The 24477-nt window shown below is 66.3% G+C and carries 29 protein-coding genes; 21 read left to right on the forward strand and 8 right to left on the reverse strand.

Annotation, left to right across the window (positions count from 1 at the left end; all coding sequences use genetic code 11):
- Nucleotides 1-37: 37 nt before the first annotated feature.
- Nucleotides 38-1480 carry an amidase family protein gene (locus BLW48_RS18105; RefSeq protein WP_177142354.1) on the reverse strand — a complete coding sequence of 481 codons (1443 nt, stop codon included), beginning with the start codon at nucleotides 1478-1480 and terminating at the stop codon, nucleotides 38-40.
- Nucleotides 1481-1617: 137 nt separating this feature from the next.
- Here BLW48_RS18105 and BLW48_RS18110 point away from each other — a divergent pair, with 137 nt between their 5' ends.
- The 20 genes from BLW48_RS18110 to BLW48_RS18205 all read left to right on the forward strand — a co-directional run bounded on the left by BLW48_RS18110 (nucleotide 1618) and on the right by BLW48_RS18205 (nucleotide 18627).
- Nucleotides 1618-2625 (forward strand): ABC transporter substrate-binding protein, encoded by a 1008-nt coding sequence (locus BLW48_RS18110; protein WP_093052056.1) that lies wholly within the window; start codon nucleotides 1618-1620, stop codon nucleotides 2623-2625.
- 17 nt (nucleotides 2626-2642) lie between these two features.
- Nucleotides 2643-3494: an ABC transporter ATP-binding protein gene (locus BLW48_RS18115; RefSeq protein WP_093078147.1), complete on the forward strand. Its 852-nt coding sequence runs from the start codon at nucleotides 2643-2645 to the stop codon at nucleotides 3492-3494.
- Between the two features lie 5 nt (nucleotides 3495-3499).
- Entirely contained in the window at nucleotides 3500-4249 is a 750-nt protein-coding gene (locus BLW48_RS18120) for an ABC transporter permease (protein ID WP_256330823.1), read from the forward strand.
- Complete coding sequence (locus BLW48_RS18125; RefSeq protein WP_093176707.1) at nucleotides 4228-4986, forward strand: ABC transporter permease; 759 nt, start codon at nucleotides 4228-4230, stop codon at nucleotides 4984-4986. The genes BLW48_RS18120 and BLW48_RS18125 overlap by 22 nt, the downstream gene beginning before the upstream one ends.
- On the forward strand, nucleotides 4986-5756 hold the full coding sequence (locus tag BLW48_RS18130) for a class II aldolase/adducin family protein (RefSeq protein ID WP_093176833.1): 771 nt from the start codon (nucleotides 4986-4988) through the stop codon (nucleotides 5754-5756). Before BLW48_RS18125 ends, BLW48_RS18130 begins: the two co-directional genes overlap by 1 nt.
- A 43-nt stretch (nucleotides 5757-5799) precedes the next feature.
- Nucleotides 5800-6639: a TauD/TfdA dioxygenase family protein gene (locus tag BLW48_RS18135; protein WP_093176709.1), complete on the forward strand. Its 840-nt coding sequence runs from the start codon at nucleotides 5800-5802 to the stop codon at nucleotides 6637-6639.
- Between the two features lie 71 nt (nucleotides 6640-6710).
- A complete protein-coding gene (locus tag BLW48_RS18140; RefSeq protein WP_093053149.1) occupies nucleotides 6711-7448 on the forward strand; it encodes a GntR family transcriptional regulator in 738 nt (245 codons plus the stop codon).
- Nucleotides 7449-7509: 61 nt separating this feature from the next.
- Complete coding sequence (locus BLW48_RS18145; RefSeq protein ID WP_093176710.1) at nucleotides 7510-8343, forward strand: SDR family oxidoreductase; 834 nt, start codon at nucleotides 7510-7512, stop codon at nucleotides 8341-8343.
- Complete coding sequence (locus BLW48_RS18150; RefSeq protein WP_093176712.1) at nucleotides 8340-9515, forward strand: pyridoxal phosphate-dependent aminotransferase; 1176 nt, start codon at nucleotides 8340-8342, stop codon at nucleotides 9513-9515. Before BLW48_RS18145 ends, BLW48_RS18150 begins: the two co-directional genes overlap by 4 nt.
- A gap of 25 nt (nucleotides 9516-9540) precedes the next feature.
- Nucleotides 9541-10422, forward strand: a complete 882-nt coding sequence (locus BLW48_RS18155) for an alpha/beta fold hydrolase (RefSeq protein ID WP_093176714.1) — start codon at nucleotides 9541-9543, stop codon at nucleotides 10420-10422.
- Nucleotides 10422-11702, forward strand: coding sequence for a Zn-dependent hydrolase (locus tag BLW48_RS18160; protein WP_093052033.1), 1281 nt, complete (start codon nucleotides 10422-10424; stop codon nucleotides 11700-11702). Before BLW48_RS18155 ends, BLW48_RS18160 begins: the two co-directional genes overlap by 1 nt.
- Nucleotides 11699-12652: a cupin domain-containing protein gene (locus BLW48_RS18165; RefSeq protein ID WP_093176716.1), complete on the forward strand. Its 954-nt coding sequence runs from the start codon at nucleotides 11699-11701 to the stop codon at nucleotides 12650-12652. The genes BLW48_RS18160 and BLW48_RS18165 overlap by 4 nt, the downstream gene beginning before the upstream one ends.
- A 94-nt stretch (nucleotides 12653-12746) precedes the next feature.
- The gene (locus BLW48_RS18170; protein WP_093052028.1) at nucleotides 12747-13016 is read left to right on the forward strand and encodes a hypothetical protein; all 270 of its coding nucleotides are present in this window, start codon (nucleotides 12747-12749) and stop codon (nucleotides 13014-13016) included.
- 254 nt (nucleotides 13017-13270) lie between these two features.
- Nucleotides 13271-13570, forward strand: a complete 300-nt coding sequence (locus BLW48_RS18175; RefSeq protein WP_256330808.1) for a hypothetical protein — start codon at nucleotides 13271-13273, stop codon at nucleotides 13568-13570.
- Between the two features lie 44 nt (nucleotides 13571-13614).
- Nucleotides 13615-13896: a hypothetical protein gene (locus BLW48_RS18180; RefSeq protein ID WP_093176717.1), complete on the forward strand. Its 282-nt coding sequence runs from the start codon at nucleotides 13615-13617 to the stop codon at nucleotides 13894-13896.
- A 249-nt stretch (nucleotides 13897-14145) separates the two neighbouring features.
- Nucleotides 14146-14490, forward strand: coding sequence for a hypothetical protein (locus BLW48_RS18185; protein ID WP_371127553.1), 345 nt, complete (start codon nucleotides 14146-14148; stop codon nucleotides 14488-14490).
- 106 nt (nucleotides 14491-14596) lie between these two features.
- Nucleotides 14597-16132: a GGDEF domain-containing protein gene (locus BLW48_RS18190; RefSeq protein WP_093176720.1), complete on the forward strand. Its 1536-nt coding sequence runs from the start codon at nucleotides 14597-14599 to the stop codon at nucleotides 16130-16132.
- 141 nt (nucleotides 16133-16273) lie between these two features.
- On the forward strand, nucleotides 16274-17347 hold the full coding sequence (locus tag BLW48_RS18195) for a putative FMN-dependent luciferase-like monooxygenase (protein ID WP_093176722.1): 1074 nt from the start codon (nucleotides 16274-16276) through the stop codon (nucleotides 17345-17347).
- A 10-nt stretch (nucleotides 17348-17357) separates the two neighbouring features.
- Nucleotides 17358-18002, forward strand: coding sequence for a CMD domain protein (locus tag BLW48_RS18200; RefSeq protein ID WP_093176723.1), 645 nt, complete (start codon nucleotides 17358-17360; stop codon nucleotides 18000-18002).
- 13 nt (nucleotides 18003-18015) lie between these two features.
- Nucleotides 18016-18627, forward strand: a complete 612-nt coding sequence (locus tag BLW48_RS18205) for an alkylhydroperoxidase domain protein (protein ID WP_093176725.1) — start codon at nucleotides 18016-18018, stop codon at nucleotides 18625-18627.
- A 119-nt stretch (nucleotides 18628-18746) separates the two neighbouring features.
- On the opposite strand, the gene BLW48_RS18210 is transcribed toward BLW48_RS18205, so the two are convergent.
- Together BLW48_RS18210 and BLW48_RS35010 are read right to left on the reverse strand one after the other, a co-directional pair.
- The gene (locus tag BLW48_RS18210) at nucleotides 18747-19088 is read right to left on the reverse strand and encodes an RcnB family protein (protein ID WP_093176726.1); all 342 of its coding nucleotides are present in this window, start codon (nucleotides 19086-19088) and stop codon (nucleotides 18747-18749) included.
- A gap of 217 nt (nucleotides 19089-19305) precedes the next feature.
- Nucleotides 19306-19599, reverse strand: a complete 294-nt coding sequence (locus BLW48_RS35010; RefSeq protein ID WP_143047757.1) for a hypothetical protein — start codon at nucleotides 19597-19599, stop codon at nucleotides 19306-19308.
- Between the two features lie 431 nt (nucleotides 19600-20030).
- Here BLW48_RS35010 and BLW48_RS18215 point away from each other — a divergent pair, with 431 nt between their 5' ends.
- Entirely contained in the window at nucleotides 20031-20684 is a 654-nt protein-coding gene (locus tag BLW48_RS18215; RefSeq protein WP_093176728.1) for a hypothetical protein, read from the forward strand.
- Between the two features lie 22 nt (nucleotides 20685-20706).
- Here BLW48_RS18215 and BLW48_RS18220 read toward each other — a convergent pair whose 3' ends face one another.
- The 5 genes from BLW48_RS18220 to BLW48_RS18240 are packed head-to-tail and all read right to left on the reverse strand — an operon-like array spanning nucleotide 20707 to nucleotide 24411.
- Nucleotides 20707-21240, reverse strand: a complete 534-nt coding sequence (locus tag BLW48_RS18220) for a DUF4286 family protein (RefSeq protein WP_093176729.1) — start codon at nucleotides 21238-21240, stop codon at nucleotides 20707-20709.
- A 14-nt stretch (nucleotides 21241-21254) separates the two neighbouring features.
- Entirely contained in the window at nucleotides 21255-21782 is a 528-nt protein-coding gene (locus BLW48_RS18225; protein WP_093176731.1) for a carboxymuconolactone decarboxylase family protein, read from the reverse strand.
- The gene (locus BLW48_RS18230; protein WP_093176732.1) at nucleotides 21782-22741 is read right to left on the reverse strand and encodes a Bug family tripartite tricarboxylate transporter substrate binding protein; all 960 of its coding nucleotides are present in this window, start codon (nucleotides 22739-22741) and stop codon (nucleotides 21782-21784) included. The genes BLW48_RS18225 and BLW48_RS18230 overlap by 1 nt, the downstream gene beginning before the upstream one ends.
- 33 nt (nucleotides 22742-22774) lie before the next feature.
- Nucleotides 22775-23575 (reverse strand): SDR family NAD(P)-dependent oxidoreductase, encoded by an 801-nt coding sequence (locus BLW48_RS18235; RefSeq protein ID WP_093176734.1) that lies wholly within the window; start codon nucleotides 23573-23575, stop codon nucleotides 22775-22777.
- Nucleotides 23572-24411 (reverse strand): amidohydrolase family protein, encoded by an 840-nt coding sequence (locus BLW48_RS18240; protein WP_093176735.1) that lies wholly within the window; start codon nucleotides 24409-24411, stop codon nucleotides 23572-23574. Before BLW48_RS18240 ends, BLW48_RS18235 begins: the two co-directional genes overlap by 4 nt.
- Nucleotides 24412-24477 lie beyond the last annotated feature (66 nt).

Below are 24477 nucleotides of genomic sequence, written 5' to 3' on the forward strand. Positions count from 1 at the left end.
TTACGCGAAGGGGCGTAGTGTTTTGGCGACGCCGTGTTCAGTGGCTTGCCAACTTCTGCACGCTTGGGGCGATTGGTGCTTCAGGCAGCGCGGCTTCGATGCCGAGCGCCAGTGCCAGCAGCGCCGTGTCGGTGCCTTGCGCGCCGGTCAATTCCAGCCCGGCAGGCAGGCCGTTGGAGGCGAGGCCCATCGGCAGGCTCACCGCCGGCAAGCCCGCCATGCCGGCCGGGCCGGTGTTGCGGATGTAGGCCGAAAAAGCAGAGATGGGGCGGCCGCACAGCGTTACTTCCACGTCCTCTCCGATGCGCGCGGCCGTCAGCGGGCTGGTCGGGAAGACGAGGGCGGCCAGGTCGTGCCGCGCGAAGCAATTGCGGTACGCCGCCTGCATGCGCGGGCGCAGGGTGTGCAGCGCGTGGGCGTAGGCCTCGGGCGTGATGGCCGTCGCGCCGAAGAGGCGTTCGAACAGCGGGCGCACGTCGGGGCTGACCACCGCGTCGGTGAGCGTGCGAGCGTCGAAGGGGCGGTCGTGCCGCGCGAAGTAGGCGGCCAGCGCGGGCAGGATCTCGTGCAGCGAGATCGTCATCGATCCTTCCTGGAACAGTGCGCCGGCTTCGGCCAGGTCGCAAGGCACCAGCACGGCGCCGGCTGCGCGCAATAGTTCGAGGCGCTCGCGGGCCAGTTCGGCCACGGGCGGATCGACCTCTTCCCAGAAGTAGGCTTCGGGCACGCCAAGGCGCACGCCTGTGAGCGGTGTCGAGGCAATCTGCAGCGGCCCGCCGGCCACCGCGTGGTCGACCAGCACGCAGTCGTCCACGCAGCGCGCCATGACGCCGGCGGTGTCGAAGGTCGGCGATATCGGCACCAGCCCTTCGTCCGGCCAGCGGTGCACCGTCGGCCTGAAGCCCACCAGCCCGCACAGCGCGGCCGGCACGCGCACCGAGCCGCCCGTGTCGGTGCCGATGGCCACCGGCGCGGCGCGCAGACCCAGCAGCGCAGCGTTACCGCCGCTGGAGCCGCCCGTGACGCGTGCAGCGTCGAACGGATTGCGCGACGGCCCGAAGCCGTGGTTGTTGCCGGTAACGCCCTGCGACCACTCGTGCAGATTCGTCTTGCCGAGCACCAGCGCGCCTGCGTCGATTAACCGCTGCGTCACGCCGGCGTGCATGCGCGGCCGGTGGTCCGCCATCCACGGGCTGCCAGCTGTGGTCGGCATGCCGGCGACGTCGATGTTGTCCTTGAAGGCCAACGGCACGCCATATAGGGGCAGCGTTCCTGGCGTGGGGCGCGGTGCGGCATCGAGCGCGGCGGCGGCTGCGCGAAGCGCCGCGGGGTCCTGGTGGAGCAGGGCGCCGAAGGGTGCGATTGCGCCGGCGCGTTCCAGCAGCGCCTGCGCGTAGTCGGTGGGGCGCAGTTCGCCGCGCGCCATCTGCCCGGCGGCTTCGCGGGCGGAAAGATCGGTCAGCGCATGGATTCGGTTCATGAAGGCTCGAAGTGGGGCGGAAGCTGCACTCCGGTGCATGTTTCGGGCCAATTCGCGATTCTGGCGCCAGAAAACAGGCTGAAACTGCATGGCATGAATACTGCTTTGAGAGTTTTTTGTATCCATGAGGCCATCCAATGTCTTTCAAGTCCTTGCGTATCCTGGCCGCCGTCGCAACGTCGATGGCTCTTCTGGCGGGCATGCCCGCGTCTGCCGCCGAGAAGGTCTCGCTGCGCCTCAAGTGGCTGGCGCAGGCGCAGTTCGCCGGCTTCTACGTAGCCAAGGCCAAGGGCTTCTATGACCAGGGCGGCCTCGACCTGACGATCAACCCGGGCGGCCCCAACCTGAACGTCGAGACGCTGGTCGCCTCCGGCAACGACACCTTCGGCCTCGCCGGCGGCACCGAGACCGTGCTGCTCGCCCGCGAGAAAGGCCTGCCGCTGGTCTGCATCGGCGTGACCGTGCAGAACACGCCCTTCACATACGTGACCTACAAGGACTCCGGCATCACCAAGGTGAAGGACTTCGCGGGCAAGAAGGTCGCGACCTGGTTCACCGGCACGCAGTACACGCTGTACTCGATGCTGGCCTCGGCGGGCGTGAAGCAGAGCGACCTCACCATCGTTCCCCAGTCGGGCTCCATGGCGCCCTTCGTCGAGAAGCAGTTCGACGTGGCCGCGGCCACCTACTACAACGAGCTCAACACGCTGAAGGAGCAGGGCCTGGGCGACAAGCTCACGCTCATCAAGCCCGACGACTACGGTGTGGTCGTGCAGCAGGACACCGTGCTCGTCTCGGAGAAGTACCGCAACGAGAAGCCGCAGCAGGTGCAGGCCTTCCTGACCGCCACCATCAAGGGCTGGAAGTACGCGCTGCAGAACAAGAAGGAAGCCATCGACATCGTCATGGCCGCCGCCCCCAGCCTGAACCGCGCGCACCAGGAGGCCATGCTCGACGAATTCGAGAAGCTCGTGAAGGCCGGCAAGGGCACCACCGACGGCATCCTCGCCATCGACCTGCCCACGGTGGAGAAGATGCAGGCGCAGCTCGTCGGCTACAAGGCGCTGAAGGCGCCGGCCGATCTGTCGAAGGCCTACGACGCCAGCTTCTGGACGCAGGTGCCCGCCGCCGACAAGAAGTTCTGAGCCGCATCGCCGCAGCCATGAAATTCATGCCTCACGAAGTGATGCCGCCCGCCGTGAGCGACACGGCGCCGCCCATGCTCGAGCTGGTCAACGTATGGAAGCGCTTCGGCGAAGCGCAGGCCAGGACCGTCGCGGTGTCGGGCGTCAACCTGCGGATCGCGAAGAGCGAGTTCGTCACGCTCGTGGGCCCCTCGGGTTGCGGCAAGTCGACCCTCTTCAACATGATCGCGGGCCTGCTGCCGCCCGACGACGACGGCTCACTGCTGTTCGGTGGCGCACCGCAGCGCGACGGCCAGCTGCTCGGCAAGGTGTCGTTCATGCCGCAGCGCGACCTGCTGTTCCCCTGGCGCACCGTGCTCGACAACGCCATCCTCGCGCTCGAGGTGGAAGGCGTGCCGCGCAAGGAAGCGCGCGAACGGGCCCGCGCCATGCTGCCCGAGTTCGGCCTGGCGGGTTTCGCCAATCACTATCCGCACCAGCTCTCGGGCGGCATGCGCCAGCGTGTCGCGCTGATGCGCACCTTTTTGTTCGAGCGCGACCTGATGCTGCTCGACGAGCCCTTCGGCGCGCTCGACGCGCTCACGCGCACTCGCATGCAGCACTGGCTGCTGGAGCTCTGGGCCAGGCATCGCCGCACGGTGCTCTTCATTACGCACGACATTGACGAAGCGATCCTGCTCGGCGACAAGGTGCTGGTGATGACGGCGCGCCCCGGCACGGTGAAGAGCGAGACCGTGATCGACCTGCCGCGCCCGCGCGACCCGTCGGTGGTGTTGTCGCCTGAGTTCATTCGCATCAAGCAGCGCCTGCTGGCCGAGATCGAGGAAGAAAGCCAGAAGACCTTTGCGCAGGAGGGCACCGCCTCGTGAACGCCATGCTGCAGCGCGCGGTGCGCTCGCCCGCACTGGCCTTCGTGGGCCTGGCGCTGGTGTGGGAGATCTGCGTACACGCCTTCGCGCCGTCGCCGCGTTACCTGCCGGCGCTGAGCGCCATCGCGCAGGACGCGTGGTCAGTGTGGCCGCAGCTTGCGCGTGGCTTCGGCCGCACGCTGCTCGAAACCGTGCTCGGCTTTGCGATGGGAGCGGTGTTCGGCTGCGCCTGCGGCACGGTGTTCACCTATTCACGCTGGATGGAGCGCTCGGTGTTCCCGTTGTTCGTGGTGTCGCAGACGGTGCCGGTGGTGGCCTTCGGCGCGCTCATCGTCATCTGGTTCGGCAACTCGCTGCTGGCCAAGGTGATGACGGCGTTCTTCCTGACCTTCTTCCCCGTCACGGTGAACACGCTGCGCGGCCTGAAGTCGTGCGACCCGCAGCGCATCGCGCTGATGAAGAGCTTCGGCGCCAACCGCCTGGTGATGTTCTTCAAGCTGGCCGTGCCTTCGGCGCTGCCGCAGATCATGGTCGGGCTGCGCGTGGCCATTGGCCTCAGCCTGATCGGCTCGGTGGTTGGCGAATGGTTCGGCGAAACCGTGGGCCTGGGCGTGATGCTCATGGAGGCGATGAACGCCGACCTCGTGGTGCGCCTGTGGGTGGTGATGTTTGCCTGCGGGCTGATGGGTGCGCTGCTCTACGGGCTGCTCACCTTCGTGGAAAGGAGGCTCGTATGGTGGCGCAGCGAAAGCTGATGGAGTCGCCCGTCGTGCCGGTGGTGCTGGGCATCGTCGTGCTGCTCGCGGTGTGGGAGGGCGCGATATTGCTCTTCAATATTCCGCCATTCGTGCTGCCCAGCCTGGGCACGATCGTGCAGCATGCGCTCACCGACACCGGGCGCCTGATGGCCGCGCTGCTGGCCACGTTGGGCGAGGCGCTCGGTGGCTATGCATTGGGCAGCGTGCTCGGGTTGTTGCTGGCAGTGGTGTTGCTGCTGGCGCCGCCGCTGGAGCGCATCGTGATGCCGCTGGCGGTTGCGGTGAATGCCGTGCCGACGGTGGCCTATGCGCCGCTGTTCCTGATCTGGTTCGGCCTGGGCGCTGCTTCGAAGATCGCGCTGGTGGCGCTGGCGGTCGGCTTCACCATGCTGGTGAATGCACTGCATGGCCTGAAGCAGGCCGATATCTCGGCGGTGAACCTGATGCGCAGCTTCGGGGCAGGGCAGCTGAAGATCGTGTGGCGCCTGCGCCTGCCGGTGGCCATGCCCTCGGTGGTCACAGCGCTGCGCATCGGCGTGCCGCGCAGCATGATCGTCGCGATCGTCGGCGAGATGCTGGGCGCCTATGCGGGGCTCGGGCGAATGATCTATGAATCGACCCAGCAGGTCGACTTGCTGAGCGTGTGGTCGGCGGTGCTCGTTGCGTCGATCGCGAGCATGGTCTTCTACGGCCTGCTGGTGTGGATCGACCAGAAACTGGTGTGGTGGCGCTGATGGCAAAGACGAATCCCGCGGCATACCCCGACACTGAAGCCGAACTGCGCGTGCAGCTCGCCGCCTGCTACCGGCTGGTGGCGCACTTCGGCATGGACGACCTGATCTACAACCACATCTCGGCACGCGTGCCGGGGCCGGAGCATCACTTCCTCATCAACCCGTACGGGCTGCTGTTCTCCGAGGTGACGGCTTCGTCGCTGGTGAAGATCGACCTGGACGGCAACAAGGTGGACGACACGGACGCCGAGGTCAACCAGGCCGGCTTCGTGATCCACAGCGCCATCCATGCAGGGCGCCCCGATGCGCTGTGCGTGCTGCACACCCACTCCGAGGCCGGAACCGCCATCGCGGCCATGCCCAACGGCCTCACGCCGCTGAGCCAGTTCGCGATGCGCTACCAGGGCCATACCGCCTTCCACGACTACGAAGGCGTGGCGCTGGAAACCGGCGAGCGCGAGCGGCTGGTGCGCGATCTGGGCCCGCACCACACACTGGTGCTGCGCAACCACGGCATCCTGACGGTGGGCCGCACGATTCCCGAGGCCTTCATCCTCATGTACTACTTCGAGAAGGCGGCCAAGGTGCAACTGCTCGCGCAGGGCGGTGTGGCGCCGGGCGAATCGCTGGTGTACCCGCAGCCCGAAGTGAGCGATCTGGCCGCGCGCCAGTTCACCGAATTCGCTGGCGACATTCTGCCGCCCGGCACGCGCGAATGGCCTGCGTTCTTGCGCATGCTGGAGCGCACCCAGCCCGACTACCGGCTCTGAACGCCGGCACTTTCCTCTTCATTCCCAGAGACACATTTCGACCATGCAACTCGAGAACCTCACCTCCTTCATCGGCACCGAAGTCAAAGGCATCGACCTGCGCGAGCCCGTGAGCGACGCCGACTTCGCGGTGCTGCGCGACACGCTCAACCAGCGTTCGGTGCTGCTGTTTCGCGGCCAGAGCATCAACGAATCGCAGCACGTGGCCTTCTCGCGCCGCTTCGGGCCGCTGCTCGGGCACGTGCTCACGCAGTTCCTGAAGAAGGAGCACCCCGAGGTCTACGTGCTGTCGAACGTGTCGGAAAACGGCAAACCCATCGGCAACCACAAGGAGGGCTGGAACTGGCACTCCGACCTCTCGTACAAGGCCGAGCCCTCGATGGGTGCGCTGCTCTACGCGCTCGAAGTGCCGCCGGTCGAAGGCGACACCTTCTTCGCCTCGATGCATGCCGCCTACGAAGCGCTGGACGACGACATGAAGGCGCGCATCCGCCCCATGACGGCCACGCACAGCTACGCCAACTACTACGGCAAGGCCTTCGCCGACCGCAACCCGCTCACGCCCGAGCAGTTGGCGGCCACGCCCGACGTGGTGCATCCGCTGGTGCGCACGCACCCCGAAACCGGTCGCCTATCGCTCTACGTGGGCGAAGACGTGGTCAAGCACATCGACGGCCTGCCCGCCGATGAGAGCACCGCGCTGCTGGCCGAGCTGAACGCGCACGCCATCTCGCCGGAGTTCAGCTACCGCCACAAGTGGCTCGCGGGCGACCTGCTGGTGTGGGACAACCGCTGCACCATGCACCGCGCCACGCCGTACGACGACAACGTGTACCGCCGCGTGATGCATCGCACCACCGTGGCTGGCGACCGCCCCTTCTGAGATTCCTATCCGCCGAGCAGGCCCCGCGTTTGAAAACCGACAAAGACAAGCACAACAAAGAAGGCAAGAGCATGGAACCGAACGAACCCGAGATGGCAGCAGAACCTCCGGCGCTGCGCGGACGCGAGCGCCAGCGCGGCAAGGGTGCCACGCTGTCCGACGAACTGAAGGACACGCTCGAAGACCTGATCGTCAGCGGCGTCATGAAGCCCGGCGCGCGGCTCGACGAGGCCGAGCTGGCCGAACGCTTCAAGGTGTCGCGCACGCCGGTGCGCGAGGCGCTCAAGGCGCTGGCCGCCACCGGCCTTGTCGACCTGCGCAGCCGCCAGGGGGGCGTGTGCGTGGCACGCATCTCGCTGCCCATGCTCATCGAGATGTTCCAGATGATGGCGGTGATGGAAGGCCTGTGCGCCAAGTTCGCCGCGCGCCGCGCCACCGAGGCGCAGAAGCAGCGCATGAGCCAGCTGCACGATGAGCTGACGAGCATCCTCGCCTCGGGTGACCACTCGCGCTTCTACGACGTGAACCAGGACTTTCACGACGCGCTCTACGAAGCCTCCAACACGCATTACCTCGCCGAGCAGACGCGCGCGCTGCGCAAGCGCGTGCGCGTGTACCGCCGCTACGTGACCTTCCAGCCCGGCCGCATGACCGCCACCATCGGCGAGCACGGCGCCATCCTCGACGCCATCCGGCGCAACGACCCGGGCGCCGCATTCAACGCTGCCATCGACCACGTGAGCCTGCTCGAGGACGACATCGTCGACCTGATCGCCGCACTGTCCGAGCAGGACAACGGGGCTGCCTGAGCCCCTTCTTTCAACGCACTCAACGCCACCCTTTTTCGATCGCATCCCAGGACATCACTCCATGAAACTCGAACTCGAAGGCAAGACCGTACTCATCACCGGCGCCTCCAAGGGCATCGGCCTTGCGGCCGCCCATTCGTTCGCGGCCGAAGGCTGCCACCTGCAACTGGCCGCACGCGACGGCGCCGCCCTGGCGGCCGCCAAGGAAGAGATCGAGAAGATCTACCCGATCAACGTGCGCATCCACCCGATGGACCTGGCCGCGCCCGGCGCGATGGCGCAGCTGGCCGAAGCTGTGGGGCACGTCGACATCCTCGTGAACAACGCGGGCGACATTCCTGCCGGCCCCATCGAATCGCTCGACTTCGCCGTGGTGCGCCGGGGCTTCCAGCTCAAGGTGCTGGGCTACATGGAGCTCAGCCAGATCTACTACGCGCGCATGAAGGCCGCGGGCGGCGGCGTGATCGTGAACGACATCGGCAACTCCGGAGAGAACTGGGACGCCAACTACATCGCCGGCTCCACCGGCAATGCGGCCGTGATGGCCTTCACGCGTGCGCTCGGCGGTGTGAGCCTGGACGACGGCATCCGCGTGGTGGGCGTGAACCCCGGCCCCGTGGCGACCGATCGCATGGTCAAGCTCATGAAGCGCCGCGCCTTCGACACCCATGGCGACGAAGGCCGCTGGGAAGAGCTGTTCGACAACTACCCCGGCGGCCGCCCGGCCACGCCGGAAGAGGTGGCCGAGCTGATGGTGTTTCTGGCTTCGCCGCGTGCGGGCTACATCACTGGCACGGTGGTGACCATCGACGGCGGCATCGCGGCGCGCGGCTCGATCATCAAGACCAGCAAGAAGGTGGTCGAGGCCGAGCAGGCCCGGAGGCTCGCGGCATGAACGCAGCGCTGAGCCCCGCCGTTGCAGTGCCGGCCGTGACGAGCGACGCCGAAACCCGCAACCAGTATTTCGACCGCCTGTTCACCAACCCCGACCTGATGTGGCTGGGCCAGAACACCAACCACTTTCCGCTGCACCCGGCCGTGCGAAAGGCGCTGCACGACGCCATCGACGACGAGAGCTTTCACGCCTATGCGCCGCCGCTGGGCATGGAAGCGCTGCGCTCGGCCATCGTGGAAGACCTGGGCGTGCCGGACCAGTCGGCCGTGGTGACCGACGGCGCGGTGTCGGCGCTGGCGCTGGCCTGCCGTGCTTTCTGCGTGGCGGGCAAGGGCTTCGTGACCACCGACCCGGGCTGGAAGTGGCCGCTGCAGTTCGCCGCCAAGGCTAGCTCGGTGATCACCGAGATTCCGATCTACGGGCCGGAGTACGGCTTCAAGCTGTCGGCCGAGGCGCTGGCCGCGTCTACCGACGGGAACACCGCCGTCATCTATCTCGTGGACCCGAACAACCCGCTGGGCACCACCTACACCGAAGACGAGATCCGCGCCTTCGCAGACCGTGCGAGAGAGATCGGCGCCATCCTCATCCACGACTGCACCTACCGCGACTTCGCCGACAGCCACACGCTGGCTTCGCGCTTCTACCCGGAAGGCACGGTGACCATCGTGAGCTTCTCGAAGTGGCTGGGCCTCGCGGGCCTGCGCCTCGGGGCGCTGGTGGCTTCGCCCGAACTGCTCGCGCGCATCCTGCCGCATTCGCAGGCGCCGCTGGGCGCGAGCGTGCTGGCGCAGCGCGCAGCCATCGCGGGCCTGGGCGTGAAGGCCGAATGGATGGCCGAAGTGATCGCACAGCAGCGCGAGAACCAGCGAATGATCGTCGACGCCTTCGCGAAGCTACCGGGCTTCGAGGTGCCGGTGTTCCCGTCGCAGGCCAACTTCATCGTGGTCGAGTGCAGCAAGGCTGGCGTGACGCCCGAGGCGCTGGTCAGCGCGCTGGGCGAGCACGACATCATGGTGCGGCAGGGCACGTATCACACGCCGCGCTTCGGACATCGCTTCGTGAAGATCTCCACCACCGTACCGAAGGCCTGGGCGCAGGCGCTGTGCGACGTGCTGCCGCAGGCGGTCGAGCGTGCGCGCAGCCTGCCGGCCACGGCAGCGCTGTTCTGAGCGTCCTGAAAAAGAAAGGCCGACGATGAGTTTTGCCACCACCCCCGACGGCGTTCGCCTCTACTACGAGACCGCCGGCAGCGGCACGCCGATCGTTTTCGTGCACGAGTTCGGCGGCGACCACCGCAGCTGGGAGCCGCAGATGCGCTACTTCGCGCGGCGCCACCAGTGCGTGACTTTCGGTGCGCGCGGCTATCCGCCATCGGACGTGCCGGCCGACATGGAGCGCTATTCGCAAGCCACCGCGGCCGACGACATCGCCGCGGTGATGGACGCGCTGGAACTGGAGCGCGCGCACATCGTGGGCCTGTCGATGGGCGGCTTCGCTACGCTGCACTTCGGCCTTCGCCATGCGAAGCGGGCCTCGTCGCTGGTGATTGCCGGCGCGGGCTACGGCGCGGAGAAAGAGCACGAGGAGTACTTCCGCGGCGTCTCGCTCGAAGTGGCCAAGCAGTTCGAAGCGCAGGGCTCGGAGAAATTCGCCCGCACCTATTCGCTGGGCGCGAGCCGCGTGCAGTTCCAGAACAAGGACCCGCGCGGCTGGCAGGAATTCGCGACCTGGCTCGGCGAGCACGATGCCGTCGGCGCGGCCAACACCATGCGCGGCGTGCAGGCACGGCGCCCGTCGATCTACGACCTGGAGAGCGATCTGCGCGCGATGAACGTGCCCTCGCTCGTGGTGGTCGGCGACGAGGACGACCACTGCCTGCAGCCCGGCATCTTCCTCAAGAAGACCGTGCCGGCCTGCGGCTTGGCCGTGATGCCCAAGACCGGCCACACGCTCAACCTGGAAGAGCCAGCCGCGTTCAATGCCTTGCTGGCCGAGTTCTTCGCGCAGGTCGAGGCCGGCCAGTGGAAGCCGCGTGATCCGCGTGCGCTGCCCAGCCAGATCATGAAGACCGACTGATGACCGCCGAAACCGCCACCGAAGAAGTCGCCGGAGAGCAAGGCATCTGGCGCATCGATGCCGACCGGCTCTGGGACCGGCTCATGACGCTCGCCTGCATCGGCGCCACGCCGGGCGGCGGCGTAGACCGGCAGGCGCTGAGCGCGGAAGAGATCGCGTCGTGGCGCACGATGATCGACTGGGCCTTGTCGGCGGGGCTGGAGCCTTCGACCGATGCGGCCGGCAATCTCTTCATCGCGCTGCCGGGCGCCGACCGCGACGCGCCACCCGTGCTCGCGGGCAGCCATCTCGACAGCCAGCCCGGCGGCGGGCGCTTCGACGGCGTGTACGGCGTGGTGGCTGCGCTGGAGGTGCTGACCACGCTGGCCGGGCGTGGCGTGCGTCCGCCGGTGGACATCGTCTGCGTGGCGTGGATGAACGAGGAGGGCTCGCGCTTCGCGCCCGGCATGATGGGCTCGGAAGCCTTTGCCGGCGTGCGCAGCCTCGAGGCCGTGCGTGCGGTGCGCGATGCCGCCGGCATCTCGGTCGCCGATGCTCTCGATGCGTTGCACGCCGCGTTCCCGGCGCTGCGGCGGCGGCCGCTGGGCTTTCCGGTGGCGGCGTACGTAGAGGCGCACATCGAGCAGGGGCCGATACTGGAAGCGCAGGAGCGCGTGATCGGCGTCGTCACCGGCATCCAGGGCAAGAAGACCTTCGACGTCGTGATCGAGGGCGAGCGTGGTCACGCTGGCACGCTCGCGATGGTCGAGCGGCGCGATGCGCTCGCAGCCTTCACGCGCATCGCGACGGCGCTCTATGCCGAGATCGGCGGCCACGACGACGCGGTGAAATTCACCATCGGCCGGCTGCAGGTCGAGCCGAACGCACCCTCGGTGGTGCCCGAGCGGGTGACGCTGCGCATCGACCTGCGGCATCCCGACAACGCGGTGCTCGAACATCTGGGACAGCGATTGGCCGCGCTGTGCGACTCGCTTGCCGCGCCGTGCCAGGCGAGCGTGACCCCCTTGGTCGATGCGCCGTCCAACGGCTTCGATCCCGCCTTGCAGCAGGCGATTGCGCAAGCCGCCGAGCGCATCGGACAGCCGCACATGCCGATTCTTTCGGCTGCCGGCCACGACGCGCGCCACATGGCGCCGCTGTGCCCGAGCGCGATGATCTTCATTCCCTGCCGCGACGGCGTGAGCCATGCGGAACACGAGTGGGCAGAGCCCGCGCACGTGGCGGCTGGCGCGAACGTGCTGCTGCGCGTGCTGATGCCCTATGTGGGAGCCGGAGCATGACTGCCGCAGACATCGCCACCGTCGTCGACATGGCCGATCTGCCGATGCAGCATCCGCGCGCGCCGGCCAGCGTCGCGCAGGCCAGGGCGCGCTTCTTCAATTCCGGCAATGCCTTCAACGTGAAGCTGCCAGAGGTGCCTGCGCGGCTCTTCGCGTCGCCGCCGGAAGGACGCTATGGCGTGTTCGACTGCGACCAGTCGCGGGCGCTGGGTTGTGGCTTCCCGGCCACCACGCCGCTGATGCTCGCGCGCTACGTGCGCATTGCCGCCCGCGATGCGCTGCTGCCGCTGGACGTTTGCGCCACCGGGTCGGTCTGGTACGTGATTTCCGGCAGCGGCAGCCTGACGGGCGCGGTCGACAGGTTGACCTTCGGCAAGGGCGACGTGTTTCTGCTGCCCGGCGCGCCGGGCTACCGGCTCGAGGCGGGCGCCGAGGACGTGCTGCTGTGGACTGTCGGCAACGAGCCGCAGCTGGCTTTTGAACGCGCGCAGCCGGCGCCCGTGGCTAAGGCGACCATCGACGCCGTGCACTATTCGGCCGCGGAGATCGAGCGCCAGTTCGCGCTGATTTTCTCGAGCGGCACGAGCGACGAGACCTCGGGCCGCGCGCTGATCTTCTCGTCCGACCGGCAGGCCGCCGCACGCAACCTCACGCCCACGCTGACATTGAGCTTCAACACGCTCGAGCCGAACACGCACCAGCGCACGCACCGCCACAACTCCGCCGCCATCACGCTGGTGGTGCAGGGCGAGGGCTGCCATTCGGTGGTGGGTGGTGCGGTGTGCCCGTGGGCGCCGTGGTCCACGCTGGTCACGCCACCCGGTGCGCCGCATTCGCACCACAACGCAGGCCCGCGCGGCGCGCTCTTCCTCATCGTGCAGGACGGCGGGCTGCACTACCACGCGCGGACGATGGGCTTCGAGTTTCTGGAGGCCGCCGGTGACCGGTGACCGGTGACCGGTGGCCGGCGGAGAAGGCAACGTAGAAGCCGAACGTTCACACCCGCTTCTTCGGATTGTCATTTGGGCGCGCCACCATGCGCGGATGGCTGGTCAACTTATCTCCATCGCCCTGACAGTGGATCAACACGACGAGGGCGACTATTTCTGGGTGCTGCTGGAATCCTTCGACAACTCGATGGAGTTCGAACCGCTGATGGAGGCGGCCAAGGGCTTTCATACCTACGCCGAGGCGTTGCAGGCGGGCTACACCGTGCTGCGCGGCCTGTCGGAAGACCTGAACGTCGGCCCGCGCGAAGAGGTCGACGAATCGGTGTTCGCTGAAGAAGACGACGCTGTCGGCGAACTCGACTAGCGGCGCATCCCCCCAATCTTTCGCTGTCGGCGCGCAGAAGTTGGTCGCGCCGAAATTTGCGCCCGCCTGCGCGCCTATACCGATTGACGGAACCCACAAACATGGGTGGTGTTAGCCAATTGGCGGATGTCCAATGGCTGTCAGCAAGCGTAGGCTCTGACCGACACGTATCCCCGTGGCCATGCGCAGACAGTGCATCACTGCATGTCGCAGGTGTCGCGGCCGGTGGGCGTGTCCTGTCAAGACAGCCGCCGATGCGAGCCACAAGAAAGTCGGGGAATCAAATGGTCGAGTATTTTCGGGTAGGACTGCCCTACATCCGTGTGCGTTTCAAAGTGCCCGCGCGACGCGGAAGCCGTGTCGAGCTCAACGGCAGATTCGGTGTCATCACCGGTGCCAGCGGGGAACACGTCCTCGTCAAGTTCGACGGCGAGTTCGCCGCGGCAATTGTTCATCCTGTTGACCTCAACTATGTGGAGGCAGGGGAGGCAACAGAGCCGGTGAAGCTTCAGCCGTCGGTGCCGGGGGGCGCGGCCAGGCCTTGCGCCGAGTAGGGCGCGGCTATGCTCGGCGGCAGTGTTTGATGCAGCCGAATGAAATGAAGAAAACCAACCCACCGAAGAAAACCAGCAGCTACGACATCAAGAAGCAATGGCACTGGGGCCGCGCCATGCGCGAACTGCGCATCGCCGATTTCCTGAAGGACGGACGGGTGCTGGTGCCCGGCGAATACACCGGCGAAGGGCCGGCCACCGACGACGGCACGGGTGCGCTGCGAACTGTGGGCGGCATCCAGGTCGGGGCTGCCGACTACGCGACGGGAATGATGTGGGTGGGCCGCAAGCTGCGTGAGGGTGACCTGCCTGCGAAGCCCGACTGATCGCCCCTAATTTGGTCGCCGCGGCGGTGCAACCGAACACACGGCAGTCGCTGAATCGACTGCCCAAGCAGCCGCAGACTGGTTAACAATGGCAAAAAACTGTATATTCGTACAGTATTTTGGCCGCAAGCCTTGTTCAGCGCGGTACGCGCTTGGGGGCGATGAACCATGAACCAGTTTGAGCTTTTCTTCCCGCGGGTCGCAGCAACGGCATTGCCCATCGCACTGTCGCAACAAGCGCCGCCGCCATTGCCGCAAGAAGATCGCGAGGAGCCGTTCCAGTTCGAAGACGTCGAGGTCGAGGCGCGTGTCACGTACGCCGTGCGGCTAGCCGACTATCCGCACCCGGCAGCCGATGCCGTGAAGGTCGCCGAGCAGCGCTTCCGGCGCGAGATCGACCGGCAACTGGGCGCCGATGTGGTCGAGGCGCTGCGCGCATTCCAGAACGCGAGCGAATCGAGCGAAAGCGATCTGTCGAAGGCGGAGATCGCGATGGCCAAGCGCTGGGCCAAGGCCTACGACGCGGCGCGCACCGCGGGCTTTCGCGACCTGGGAGACACCGACGAGGCGTTTTTCGACGTGCGGCCGATCTGAGCCGCGCTGACGACCGCGCCTGCAGATTGCGCGGAGGGTGACGATTCGGTCGCAGCTGTGTCAAAGTCGGGCAAGGCTTCAGACATCACTGCTTCGAAAGCGCATCGTGTTTCGTCGACCATCCATCACCTTCCGGACGACGGCCTTCGTGGCCGTGGTTTGCCTCGCCCTCGTGGCGCTCGACGGCTTGAACAGCTGGCACTCGCGAAGGGTCCAGCTTCAGCAGATGAGCGTTGCGACGTCGAATCTCGCTCGCGCAATGGCGCAGCAGGCGGACGACACGATCAAGCAGGCTGACACCGCATTGGTCGGCATGGTCGAGCGCATCGAACACGACGGCACGGGGCCGGAGGCCATCGAACGGCTTCGCAAGGTGTTCGCGATGCGGGTGGCCGAACTCCCGCAACTCGATGGGCTCCACATCTACGACAAGGATGGAAACTGGGTCGCAAACTCCCGGCAAGTAGCGCCGCAAAACCTGAACAACGCGGACCGCGAGTACTTTCTTTTTCACCGCGAGCACGAGGAGCGCGGACCGCACGTCGGTGTGCCGGTGAGGAGCCGCGTCAACGGCAAACTGCTCATTCCCGTGTCACGGCGCATCAATCGCGCGGACGGCAGCTTCGGCGGGGTGGCGCTCGCGACGATCGACATCAGCTTCTTCACGAAGTTCTACGACAGCCTCGACATAGGCCAGGCAGGCGCCGTTGCACTGATCCTCGAGAACGGGACGATGATGACTCGCCGGCCGTACAGCACCGACATGGTCGGCAGAAGCATGCTGGATACCGGTCTCTTTCGTGCATACGTGGCCCAGGGCCCGGTCGGGACGGCCGAAATCCTGTCGGCGCAGGACGGCATCACGCGGCTGAACAGCTTTCGGCGGCTCACCAACTACCCGCTGTTCGTTGCGGCGGCCCTCTCCAAGGACGAGATCCTGGCCGCCTGGTGGCGGGAAACGCTTTGGCATACAGGAGGCGTCATTCTCCTGGCATTGATCGTCGGTTTCGTGGGATGGCGGCTGGTGAAGCAGATGGAGCTGCGCAGCAAGACCGAGGCCGAACTGCGGCGCGCACGCGACGCGCTGGAGACGCTCAACAAGACCCTGAACACCCTCGCGATGGAGGACGGCCTTACGGGGTTGGCAAATCGCCGGCAGTTCGACGTGACGCTCGACAACGAGTTCAGCCGGGCCATGCGAGACGCGAGCACCCTGGCGCTCATCCTGATCGACGTCGATTGCTTCAAGCAGTTCAACGACATCTACGGCCATACGGCCGGGGACGAGTGCCTGCAGACGATCGGCCGTACCATCGCAAGCCTCGCATCCCGCCGCCCGGGAGACCTCGCGGCCCGCTACGGCGGGGAAGAACTGGCCGTGCTGTTGCCGAACACCGATGTGGCTGGCGCGGCCGTGCTGGCGGAAAGAATCCGCAGCGCGGTGCGCGACCTGGCAATCGTGCACGCCGGTGCTCCCGACGGCTTCGTGACGCTGAGCGCCGGTGTGGATGCGCTCAGCCCCTCGGTCACCCACGGACCGCCGAAGGAGTTGATTCAGTCCGCCGACAAGGCCCTGTACGCGGCCAAGATGGGAGGCCGGAATCGCGTTTGCACGGCGGAGATACGTCCGACGACGGCGTGAACGGCTTTCCGCGCTCCCGCTGCGAGGACAGGCGGCGATACACGCAAACCGCATAAACAAGCGCGAAATCCGGATTTCCCTGCGGACCGCATCACGGGCAAGACTCGAAGGCTTTCGACAACCCAGCCTTCTTCTCTTCGGATGCCCGGCACTTCTCACTCCCCGCGCCAGCTTCGCCTCGGCTTCTTCAGCCGCCTGCTCGACGACGCGACAGCCGCCGAGCGCTACCGTCTCGCCGCTGCGCAGATCGCCCACGCCGAGGCCTTCGGCTTCGATTCGGCCTGGGTGGCGCAGCATCACTTTCACGAACACGAGGGAGGGCTGCCGTCGCCGTTCGTCTTCCTGGCCTATGTGGCCTCGCGCACGAAGCGCATTCGCCTGGGCACGGGCATCGTCACGCTGCCGCTGGAAAACGCCGTGCGCGTGGCGGAGGACGCAGTCGTGCTGGATCTGCTCTCGCAAGGCCGGCTCGAGGTGGGCGTGGGAACCGGCGGCACGCCCGAATCTTTCGCGGCCTTCGGGCTGGATGGCAACGACCGTTCGGCCATCTTCGCGAGACAGCTTGCCGCGGTGCGCGCAGCGTGGGCCGGCAAGCCGCTGCAGGGCGGCGACACGCTGTACCCCGCGGGCTCGCCGCTGCTGGACCGCATCTGGCAGGCCACGTTCTCGGTGAGCGGCGGCACACGAGCGGGGGAGGCTGGCGACGGCCTGATGCTCTCGCGCACGCAGCCGCGTCCCGAGCACGCGCCCGACGCGTCGCTTGCCGACATTCAGAACCCGATCGTCGATGCCTACCTTGCTGCATTGCCGCCCGGCAGCACGCCGCGCATCGTGGGTTCGCGCAGTGTCTTCGTCGCGGAGACCCGCAAGGAGGCGCTGCGCCTGGCCGACATCGGTCTGCGCCGCTCGGCGGCCCGCTTTGCCGCTTCGGGACAGCTCGGCCTCGCAGACCGCGCCGGCCCTGATGCACCGCTCGAACAGCTGATTGCCGCGTACGACGTGCACGTTGGATCGCCCGACGACGTGATCGCCTCGCTGCGCGCCGACAGAACGCTCGCACGCGTGACTGACCTGGTCTGCCAGGTGCATTCGGTCGATCCGCCGCACGAGGCGATCCTGCGCTCCATCGAACTGACCGCAACCGTGGTCGCGCCGGCCCTCGGCTGGGCGCGCGATGCGAGCGTGTCGGACCTTCAATCCCTTGCACTTCTCTAGACTGGATTTCATGAACGCCACCGTTTCTTCTTCTGCGTCTGCTGTGCCTGATGTCATCGACCGGCTCGTCGGCATCGAGCCGGGCAGCCACCTCGACCAGATCCGCGTGCAGCGCGAGCAGGCGCGTACCCATGCGCAGCAGAGTTATCTCTCGCTGTTCGCGCCGACGCCGCCTGTGTTCGGGCATTTCGAAATCGCAGACCGGTTCGCCGTCGCGGCCTTCGTCGCCGGACTGCACGGGCAGGCCGACGTGGCGCGCTTCTATGCCGATGCGCTGGCGGGGCAGGGCGCTCGTGCCGGGGTGGCAGAGGCCATCGCCATCGAAACGAAGCGGGGTTCCACGCAAGGGCCGTACGGGCGCTATCCCGCAGGCCCGCTCAGCGCCGAAGATGCCCCTGGCCCTTCGTATGCGGTGGGCGCCGCGCAGCGCCCGGTGCTTGGCGAGCGGCTTTCGGCCGGCCTCGCGCATGCGCACCTGCTGGTCTTTCACCCACGCGATGCGAGCCCGACCGCGCTGCAGTCGCTGCTCGATGCGAGGTGGTCGAGCACCGAGATCGTGACACTGTCGCAGCTCGTCGCCTTCCTTGCATTCCAGATCCGTGTCGTCACCGGCCTCAGGGCGCTGGCGCAACGCCCCGTCACCCTTGTCGATTGACCCGAGGAACACCATGACTGCCGAATCGGCCCTGAGCCATCCCCACAACACGCACCCGAATGCCTTCACGCAGGCGCAGCTCGAATGGCTGCCCTGGCTCGAACCGCTGCCCGAGACCGAACTGACCGAGCGGCATTTCGCCGGGTTGGTGGACGCATCGCGTGCCAAGTCGCCGTACTTCCGCCTGCTGGCGCGCGACCCGGACATATTGGGTGCGCGCACGCGTACCGACAAGGACATCTTCTACAACCCCGAAGCCGGCCTGCCGCGCGCCGAACGTGAACTCTCGGCCGCCGCGGCCTCGCGCTACAACGGCTGCATCTACTGCGCCTCGGTGCATGCGCGCTTCGCCTCGCATTTCTCGCAGCGCACGGACGATGTGCAGCGCCTGCTGGACGAAGGCGTGAAGGCCGACCTGGGCGAGCGCTGGAATGCGATCGTGGCGGCCTCGGTCGCGCTGTCGGCTACGCCATCTGCGTTCGGGGCGGAGCACATCGAGCAACTGCGTGCGCAAGGCTTGGACGACCTCGCGATTGCCGACGTCATCCACGGCGCGGCGTTCTTCAACTGGGCCAACCGGCTGATGCTGTCGCTGGGCGAGCCGCAGGAGCGCGGAGGAGATTGAGTCACGCCAAAAGGCTCAGGAGCCAGTTGAAGAATTGACCGATGGCGACCATTGCCGCCCATAAAGCCCGGAGTGCGTCCAGCAAGTTCACCCCCCTGCAATTCAACAGATGTGCTGTTTCAGCGAGGACCAAAACCTGGCCCGGGCCCGCCATGGCCGCCGTGCCCAAAAAATGCAGCCAGGAAAGTCGCAGCGATGATTCCGGTGGCTACGGCCACGAGCACATATTGCCCGTCGACATAGCGCCAGGCGTAGCCCTGCGGAGGCGCGTAGAGACCCCTGGACTGCCAGTCGCTCACGACATACACCTCGCCTTGATACCCGGGCGGCAGGGGCGAGCCAGGTGCCAGGACCACATTGGTGGAAACGGGAGTTGGCGCGACCACGCAGCCGCCGAGAGTGGATGCCGCAACGATGGCGGCCATGGAGACCGCGGTAAGTTTCTGGGTGATGTATCGCATGTTGCTTGAGTTCCTTTGAACAACGAAGGCTCAGCCTATGCCACCACTTGGGCCGAAATTTGGAGATGGGATGAGAGGTGCCGGTTGACCGGTCTCCCGGAGGGGATTCAAGGTCGATCTGCAGGCCGCGACAAAGCCCCGGTGTCTGTTTCCAGCCCCGACGCGGCGAACCTCAAAGCCACTATCTACAAATCACGGGTCAGAAGCCACGCTTTCGCTATCCGCACACACATCGTGGATGCGTCGGGTAGTTGCGCCACCCTTCAGGTGCGTTTGGTATTCGCTTTTCGCCCTTGATTTGCCAGGGCAGCGGATAGCACTGCTTTTTGCACGCCTCTTCCGCCGTTTGCCGCGGCTGCTTGCCTCGCTCCCAGCCATACCATTCGGCCGTCGCGGACAACAGGACGAGAGTCATCAAGAAAATCGCAGTCGACCGTTTCAGATTCATCTCATCGAGTCGCTTCGGCAACTGGTCCGCAAACAGTTCTACGGCCGGCATCTGCAGATGCATTGGCCGACTTTGTCGGGCACACAGATCGTGCCGCAATGACCGGAACAAGCGTAACGACATGCTCAATGAGGCAATCAACAGTCCTTTTGGGGTTTCTGTGATTGCTCATCGAAAGGATTACTTCGACCTCCTTGAGACCTTGTCGAAGGCCTCGAGGTCGCACCTCACAGGACGGCAGGTATCGTTTTACAGAACTCCCGCACAGACTCCACGTTGGCTTCGATGGGGGCGCGCACACTGCCTCTCGACAGTGGTTCGGCGCTGGTAGAGGCCAGGGAGAAAAAATCCGCTCAGGGAAACCGCCTCGATGCCGACCGCTGTCACTTTTCTTCTCATACTCAGGCGCTGCCCCAGCGATAGATGAAGCGCCGATGCCGACCTCTTCCATGCCGCTTGGATAATGCGGTCTTTGTGTCAGCAGCAAAGCAAGAATGAGTGCCGCGGATTTCCTTTTCTCTCCCGAAGTACAGAAGCTCCTCATGGTCCTGTACGCGGCGCCCGATCAACAGTTCTCGACGAGTGAGCTTGCACGGCGGGCGAAGCTGGAGGAGGCCGAGACCACCCTCACTGTGGAGCATCTCGTCCGCAGCGGCATCGTGAAGCAGCAGGCGGCGAAGGCAGACCAGGGCGATACCGTTCAGGTCGATCGCTCGTTCGTCTTCCACAACGAGCTGCGGAACATCGCGCTGAAATCGTTCGCCGCGGCAGAGCCGATCCGCGCCATGCTGCGTTCCAAGTTCAAGGACTCGGTCGTGCGCGCATTCGTGCTGGGAGAGGACGCGCAAGGCACTGTGGAACTGCTGGTCGTGCATGGCCGGCTGGTCCCTGACGAAGCCACCATGACGACAGCTTGTCAGAAGTTGTCGAAGACCATGGGCCGCCACCTCAAGGTGCATGTCATCCCGATCACCAGGCTCAATGGCATGTCGCCGCGCGACCCGTTGTCTTCGAAGCTCTCCGCGACCACCGTGCATGAGGTCGTCGCGCTCGGAGATACCAAGGCGGCACTGCCTGTCGAGCGGGGCAGTCTTTTGCAGGCGGCCAGGAAGAAGCTCGCTACGCTGGCCAGACCATCCGCGCGATAGGCTTCGGCGATGCGAGCCGTGCTCAGCGTGCGGCCGACAGCCGACGAAACATGGTTCGCCCCGTGTTCCGGAAAGCGGGGCGAACCCGCGAGCTCCAGGGCGTTGCACGCACGGCCAGCCACTCGGGGCTGCCCAGGGTCTCGGCGCCCGCGAGGTCGTAGCAGGCGTAGTAGCGCGGCGAGCCTGCGGTGTCGATGTACCGGGCCGCTCGGATGGTCCCCGGCACGGCGGCCAGTCCGGGCAGGTGTTCCTGCGCGTACCAGGCGTTGAGGTCGTCCTCGAACTCGGGAAGCACGTCCGTTTCCACAACATAGTGGTGCGAAGCAACCTGGCCGGCCGACGCGCCCTGCACCTCCTGCAAGCAGGCGAGCCGTTTCCACTCGCCGGCAACACCCTGGGGCGTGAGCACCGGCGGCGTGTTCCCTGCCGCGTAGAAATAGACCAAAGTGCCATTCATTGCCTGCCATGGCTGAACTCCGGGCGGCAGTGTGCGGATCGGCGCGAGCGGCTGTTCGGCCATGGATGTGTCGGACTTGAGAAGCCATAGATCCTGCATTCCGGGCTCCTCGTTCAATGCGCGACGTTCAGGGCAACCAGCAGGCGCGACACCATGTTGTAGGCCGCCACGGTCGCCACGACCTCCACCACGCCCTTGGGGTCGAAGTGCTGCTGGATCCGGCCCATGAGCTCTTCCGGAACCACGACCTGGCGGGTCATGGCATCCGTGAGTTCGAGCACCAGGCGCTCCAGCGGCGCGAACACGCCGGGCAGCACCTCCTGCCGGACGGCGTCGATCTTCTCGGCGCTGACGCCCGCCTTCTGTGCATGCGGCACGTGCGCGTCGTACTCGAAGCTGGCGCCGTTGAGAACGGCGACCCGAAGGATCATCAGTTCGCGAAGATCGGCGGGTACGCCGGTCTGGTTGCGAACCGCCGTGAGCATGCGCTCCCAGCCCGAGGCGATCGGCCCGCTGTTGAGGAGCACCTGGTAGAGCAGCGACACGCGACCGCGCTGCGCCATGATGCGGGACTCGATCTCGGCCAGCTCGGGGCGTGTGCCGGGCTGCACGAGGGGTACGCGGACAGGGGTGGTCGTCATTACTCGGCCTTGATGTTCTTGGTGTGGATCAGCTTCGCCCACTTCTCGGTGTCCCGCTTCTGGATGGTCGCCAGTTCCTGGGGCGTGGACCCGGCAGGCTCCGTGCCCATCTTCAGCAGCTTCTCGCGCACGCCCGGGTTGGCCAGTGTGTTGTGCACCGCCTTGCTGAGCGCCTCGACGATCTCGGGCGGCGTCTTCGCAGGCGCAAACAGCGCATACCAGTTGTTGGTGTCGACGCCCCGGATGCCTTGCTCCTCCAGTGTCTTCACGTCCGGCAAAGAAGGGTGCCGCTTGTTCGAAGCCACACCCAGCGCCTTGAGCCGTCCACCCTGCAGGTGTCCAAGCAGCCCGGGCACGTCGCCGAAGAATCCGCCGATCTGGCCCCCCATCAGGTCCGTGATGGCCGGCGCTGCACCCTTGTAGGGGACATGAAGCAGCCTGGCGCCGCTCGAATCGGCCAACTGCTCGATTGCCAGATGCGGAATGCTGCCCGTGCCGGAGGAGCCCATCGGCGTTGCTTCGGCGCGCTTCTTCGTTGCTGCCACGAAATCGGCCGCGTCCTTGGCCGGGTTGCTCTGCTGGGTCACCAGCAGTTCGACATTGTTGACGACCAGCGAGACTGGAGCGAAGTCGCGCTGCATGTCGTAGGGGAGCTTCTCGTACAGCGAAGAATTGATCGCAGCCGCGCCGACGCTGGTGAACCACAGCGTGCCGCCGTCCGGGGCCGACTTCATGACATCGACGGCACCGATCGCGCCGTTGGCGCCGGGCTTGTTGTCGACGATGACCGTGCGGCCCAGCTCCTTGCCGAGCTGTTCGGAGAGGATGCGGGCGACCGAGTCGACAGGTCCCCCGGAGGTGAAGGAAACGACGATCCGCGTCGTCTTCGGCTGTGCATGGACAGCGGGCGCCAGCGCCATGGCAAATGCTGCCGCGAGCAGGATGCGTTGGATGGTCATGAATGTCTCCGTCTTTTTTGGGTAACTCGAATCTCAGTCGCAGCGCGCGGTCATGCCGCCGTCGACGATCAGTTCGGTGCCGGTGATGAATCGCGCCTCGTCGCTGGCCAGGAACAGTACCGCGCTCGCCGTGTCCCGGCCATCGCCCATGAAGCCGAGTGGAATGCGTTTCTGGCGCTGGGCCAGCAGTGCGTCGACGTCACCGCCTGCGCGCTGCTTCGCCAGGCGTGTTTCGACCATCGGCGTGTGCAGTTGCCCTGGCACGACGCTGTTGACCCGGACACCCTTGGCCGCGTGCTGGACTGCGATCACGCGCGACATCTGGATGACGCCGGCCTTGGTCGCGGCGTACGCCACCTGTGCACTGCCGGTCCAGCGCAGGCCGGAAGTCGAAGAGATGTTGACGATCGAACCCGCGCCCTTCGCCAGCATCGTGGGAAGCACATGCTTGCACGTCAGGAACACGCTCTTGAGGTTGGTGTCGACCTGCAGATCCCATGTCTCTTCGGGCAACTCCACCGGCCCGCCCGCTGCGGACCCTCCCACGTTGTTGACGAGGACGTCGATGGTCCCGTATGCGTCCAGACACGCGGCCGCCATGGCCGCCACGCTCTCGCTGTTCGTGACGTCGCAGACCCATGGCGTGATCGACGCGCGGACGTCACCGGCCAGCTCGAGCGTCTCGTCGAGCCGGGCACGGTCGCGATCGACCGCCAGGACCCTGGCGCCCTCCTGGGCGAGGCGCACGGCGATGGCACGGCCATTGCCCCAGCCGGCGCCGACGCAACCGGCGCCGGTCACGATGGCGACCTTGTTCTCGAATCGGAGGCTCATGGCCTGTCTCCAAACTGATAAAGGCGTTCCGGATTGCCGACCAGCAGCGCATGGAGCGCAGATTCCGTAGGGGCGATCTCGGCAATGAGGTCGACGAGTTGCTGCTCGTCGGGAATGGGGCCGGCGTGGTTCGGGTGCGGCCAATCGTTGCCCCATACGACCCGGTCGCCGAACTCGGCGACCAGCGTTCGGGCAAAGGGCTGGGCGTCGGCGTAGGGTGGGCCCAGCCGCGTGATGCGGTCCATGCCGCTCACCTTGACCCAGAAACGCTCATCCGCCATCAGCCGCAGCAGCGCCCGGAAGTCCGGCTGGTCAAGACCCAGCGCCGCATCGATGCGCCCGATGTGGTCGATCACCACCGGCGTGGGCGAGCGACGCAGTGCGGGCGCCAGGTCCGTGAGCAGCGCGGGATCGCCGTGAATCTGCAGATGCCAGCCAAGCGGCGCGAAGCGGCCGGCCAACGACAGCACCTCCTCCATGTCCGCGCGCCGGCCGAGGTGGCCCATGAAGTTGAAGCGGACGCCACGAAAGCCCGCGGCGTGGAGTCGCTCGAGTTCTGCGTCGTCGACGTCGGTTGGCAGCAGGGCGATCGCGCGGTAGCTCGAGGGCCGCGACGCAACGGCGTCCTCGGCGGCGCGGTTGTCGAAGCCGTGGCAGGTCGACTGCACGACCACGCAGCGTTGCAGGCCGAGGCGGTCGTTCAACGCATACAGGGCTTCCTTGGGCGCATCTGTTTCGGGAATGAAGGCGGCGTCCGGGGCGTAAGGAAAGCGCGCGCCGGGCCCGAACACATGACAGTGGGCGTTGCAGGCGCCTGGGGGAAGGGGGAAGGTCATGCAGGCAGTTTCCCCACCGATAGCCACCGGCGTAAGGACAACATGCCTATATCAGCTATGCTGAAT

It is taken from the genome of Variovorax sp. YR266, from assembly GCF_900107295.1.
GTDB lineage: Bacteria > Pseudomonadota > Gammaproteobacteria > Burkholderiales > Burkholderiaceae_C > Variovorax.

What these genes read in the sequence shown, in the direction of transcription:
- BLW48_RS18105 (WP_177142354.1), bottom strand. Translation starts at nt 1,480, where the DNA reads ATGAACCGAATCCATGCGCTGACCGATCTTTCCGCCCGCGAAGCCGCC.
- BLW48_RS18110 (WP_093052056.1), top strand. Translation starts at nt 1,618, where the DNA reads ATGTCTTTCAAGTCCTTGCGTATCCTGGCCGCCGTCGCAACGTCGATG.
- BLW48_RS18115 (WP_093078147.1), top strand. Translation starts at nt 2,643, where the DNA reads ATGAAATTCATGCCTCACGAAGTGATGCCGCCCGCCGTGAGCGACACG.
- BLW48_RS18120 (WP_256330823.1), top strand. Translation starts at nt 3,500, where the DNA reads ATGCTGCAGCGCGCGGTGCGCTCGCCCGCACTGGCCTTCGTGGGCCTG.
- BLW48_RS18125 (WP_093176707.1), top strand. Translation starts at nt 4,228, where the DNA reads ATGGTGGCGCAGCGAAAGCTGATGGAGTCGCCCGTCGTGCCGGTGGTG.
- BLW48_RS18130 (WP_093176833.1), top strand. Translation starts at nt 4,986, where the DNA reads ATGGCAAAGACGAATCCCGCGGCATACCCCGACACTGAAGCCGAACTG.
- BLW48_RS18135 (WP_093176709.1), top strand. Translation starts at nt 5,800, where the DNA reads ATGCAACTCGAGAACCTCACCTCCTTCATCGGCACCGAAGTCAAAGGC.
- BLW48_RS18140 (WP_093053149.1), top strand. Translation starts at nt 6,711, where the DNA reads ATGGAACCGAACGAACCCGAGATGGCAGCAGAACCTCCGGCGCTGCGC.
- BLW48_RS18145 (WP_093176710.1), top strand. Translation starts at nt 7,510, where the DNA reads ATGAAACTCGAACTCGAAGGCAAGACCGTACTCATCACCGGCGCCTCC.
- BLW48_RS18150 (WP_093176712.1), top strand. Translation starts at nt 8,340, where the DNA reads ATGAACGCAGCGCTGAGCCCCGCCGTTGCAGTGCCGGCCGTGACGAGC.
- BLW48_RS18155 (WP_093176714.1), top strand. Translation starts at nt 9,541, where the DNA reads ATGAGTTTTGCCACCACCCCCGACGGCGTTCGCCTCTACTACGAGACC.
- BLW48_RS18160 (WP_093052033.1), top strand. Translation starts at nt 10,422, where the DNA reads ATGACCGCCGAAACCGCCACCGAAGAAGTCGCCGGAGAGCAAGGCATC.
- BLW48_RS18165 (WP_093176716.1), top strand. Translation starts at nt 11,699, where the DNA reads ATGACTGCCGCAGACATCGCCACCGTCGTCGACATGGCCGATCTGCCG.
- BLW48_RS18170 (WP_093052028.1), top strand. Translation starts at nt 12,747, where the DNA reads ATGGCTGGTCAACTTATCTCCATCGCCCTGACAGTGGATCAACACGAC.
- BLW48_RS18175 (WP_256330808.1), top strand. Translation starts at nt 13,271, where the DNA reads ATGCGAGCCACAAGAAAGTCGGGGAATCAAATGGTCGAGTATTTTCGG.
- BLW48_RS18180 (WP_093176717.1), top strand. Translation starts at nt 13,615, where the DNA reads ATGAAGAAAACCAACCCACCGAAGAAAACCAGCAGCTACGACATCAAG.
- BLW48_RS18195 (WP_093176722.1), top strand. Translation starts at nt 16,274, where the DNA reads ATGCCCGGCACTTCTCACTCCCCGCGCCAGCTTCGCCTCGGCTTCTTC.
- BLW48_RS18200 (WP_093176723.1), top strand. Translation starts at nt 17,358, where the DNA reads ATGAACGCCACCGTTTCTTCTTCTGCGTCTGCTGTGCCTGATGTCATC.
- BLW48_RS18205 (WP_093176725.1), top strand. Translation starts at nt 18,016, where the DNA reads ATGACTGCCGAATCGGCCCTGAGCCATCCCCACAACACGCACCCGAAT.
- BLW48_RS18210 (WP_093176726.1), bottom strand. Translation starts at nt 19,088, where the DNA reads ATGCGATACATCACCCAGAAACTTACCGCGGTCTCCATGGCCGCCATC.
- BLW48_RS35010 (WP_143047757.1), bottom strand. Translation starts at nt 19,599, where the DNA reads ATGCATCTGCAGATGCCGGCCGTAGAACTGTTTGCGGACCAGTTGCCG.
- BLW48_RS18215 (WP_093176728.1), top strand. Translation starts at nt 20,031, where the DNA reads ATGAGTGCCGCGGATTTCCTTTTCTCTCCCGAAGTACAGAAGCTCCTC.
- BLW48_RS18220 (WP_093176729.1), bottom strand. Translation starts at nt 21,240, where the DNA reads ATGCAGGATCTATGGCTTCTCAAGTCCGACACATCCATGGCCGAACAG.
- BLW48_RS18225 (WP_093176731.1), bottom strand. Translation starts at nt 21,782, where the DNA reads ATGACGACCACCCCTGTCCGCGTACCCCTCGTGCAGCCCGGCACACGC.
- BLW48_RS18230 (WP_093176732.1), bottom strand. Translation starts at nt 22,741, where the DNA reads ATGACCATCCAACGCATCCTGCTCGCGGCAGCATTTGCCATGGCGCTG.
- BLW48_RS18235 (WP_093176734.1), bottom strand. Translation starts at nt 23,575, where the DNA reads ATGAGCCTCCGATTCGAGAACAAGGTCGCCATCGTGACCGGCGCCGGT.
- BLW48_RS18240 (WP_093176735.1), bottom strand. Translation starts at nt 24,411, where the DNA reads ATGACCTTCCCCCTTCCCCCAGGCGCCTGCAACGCCCACTGTCATGTG.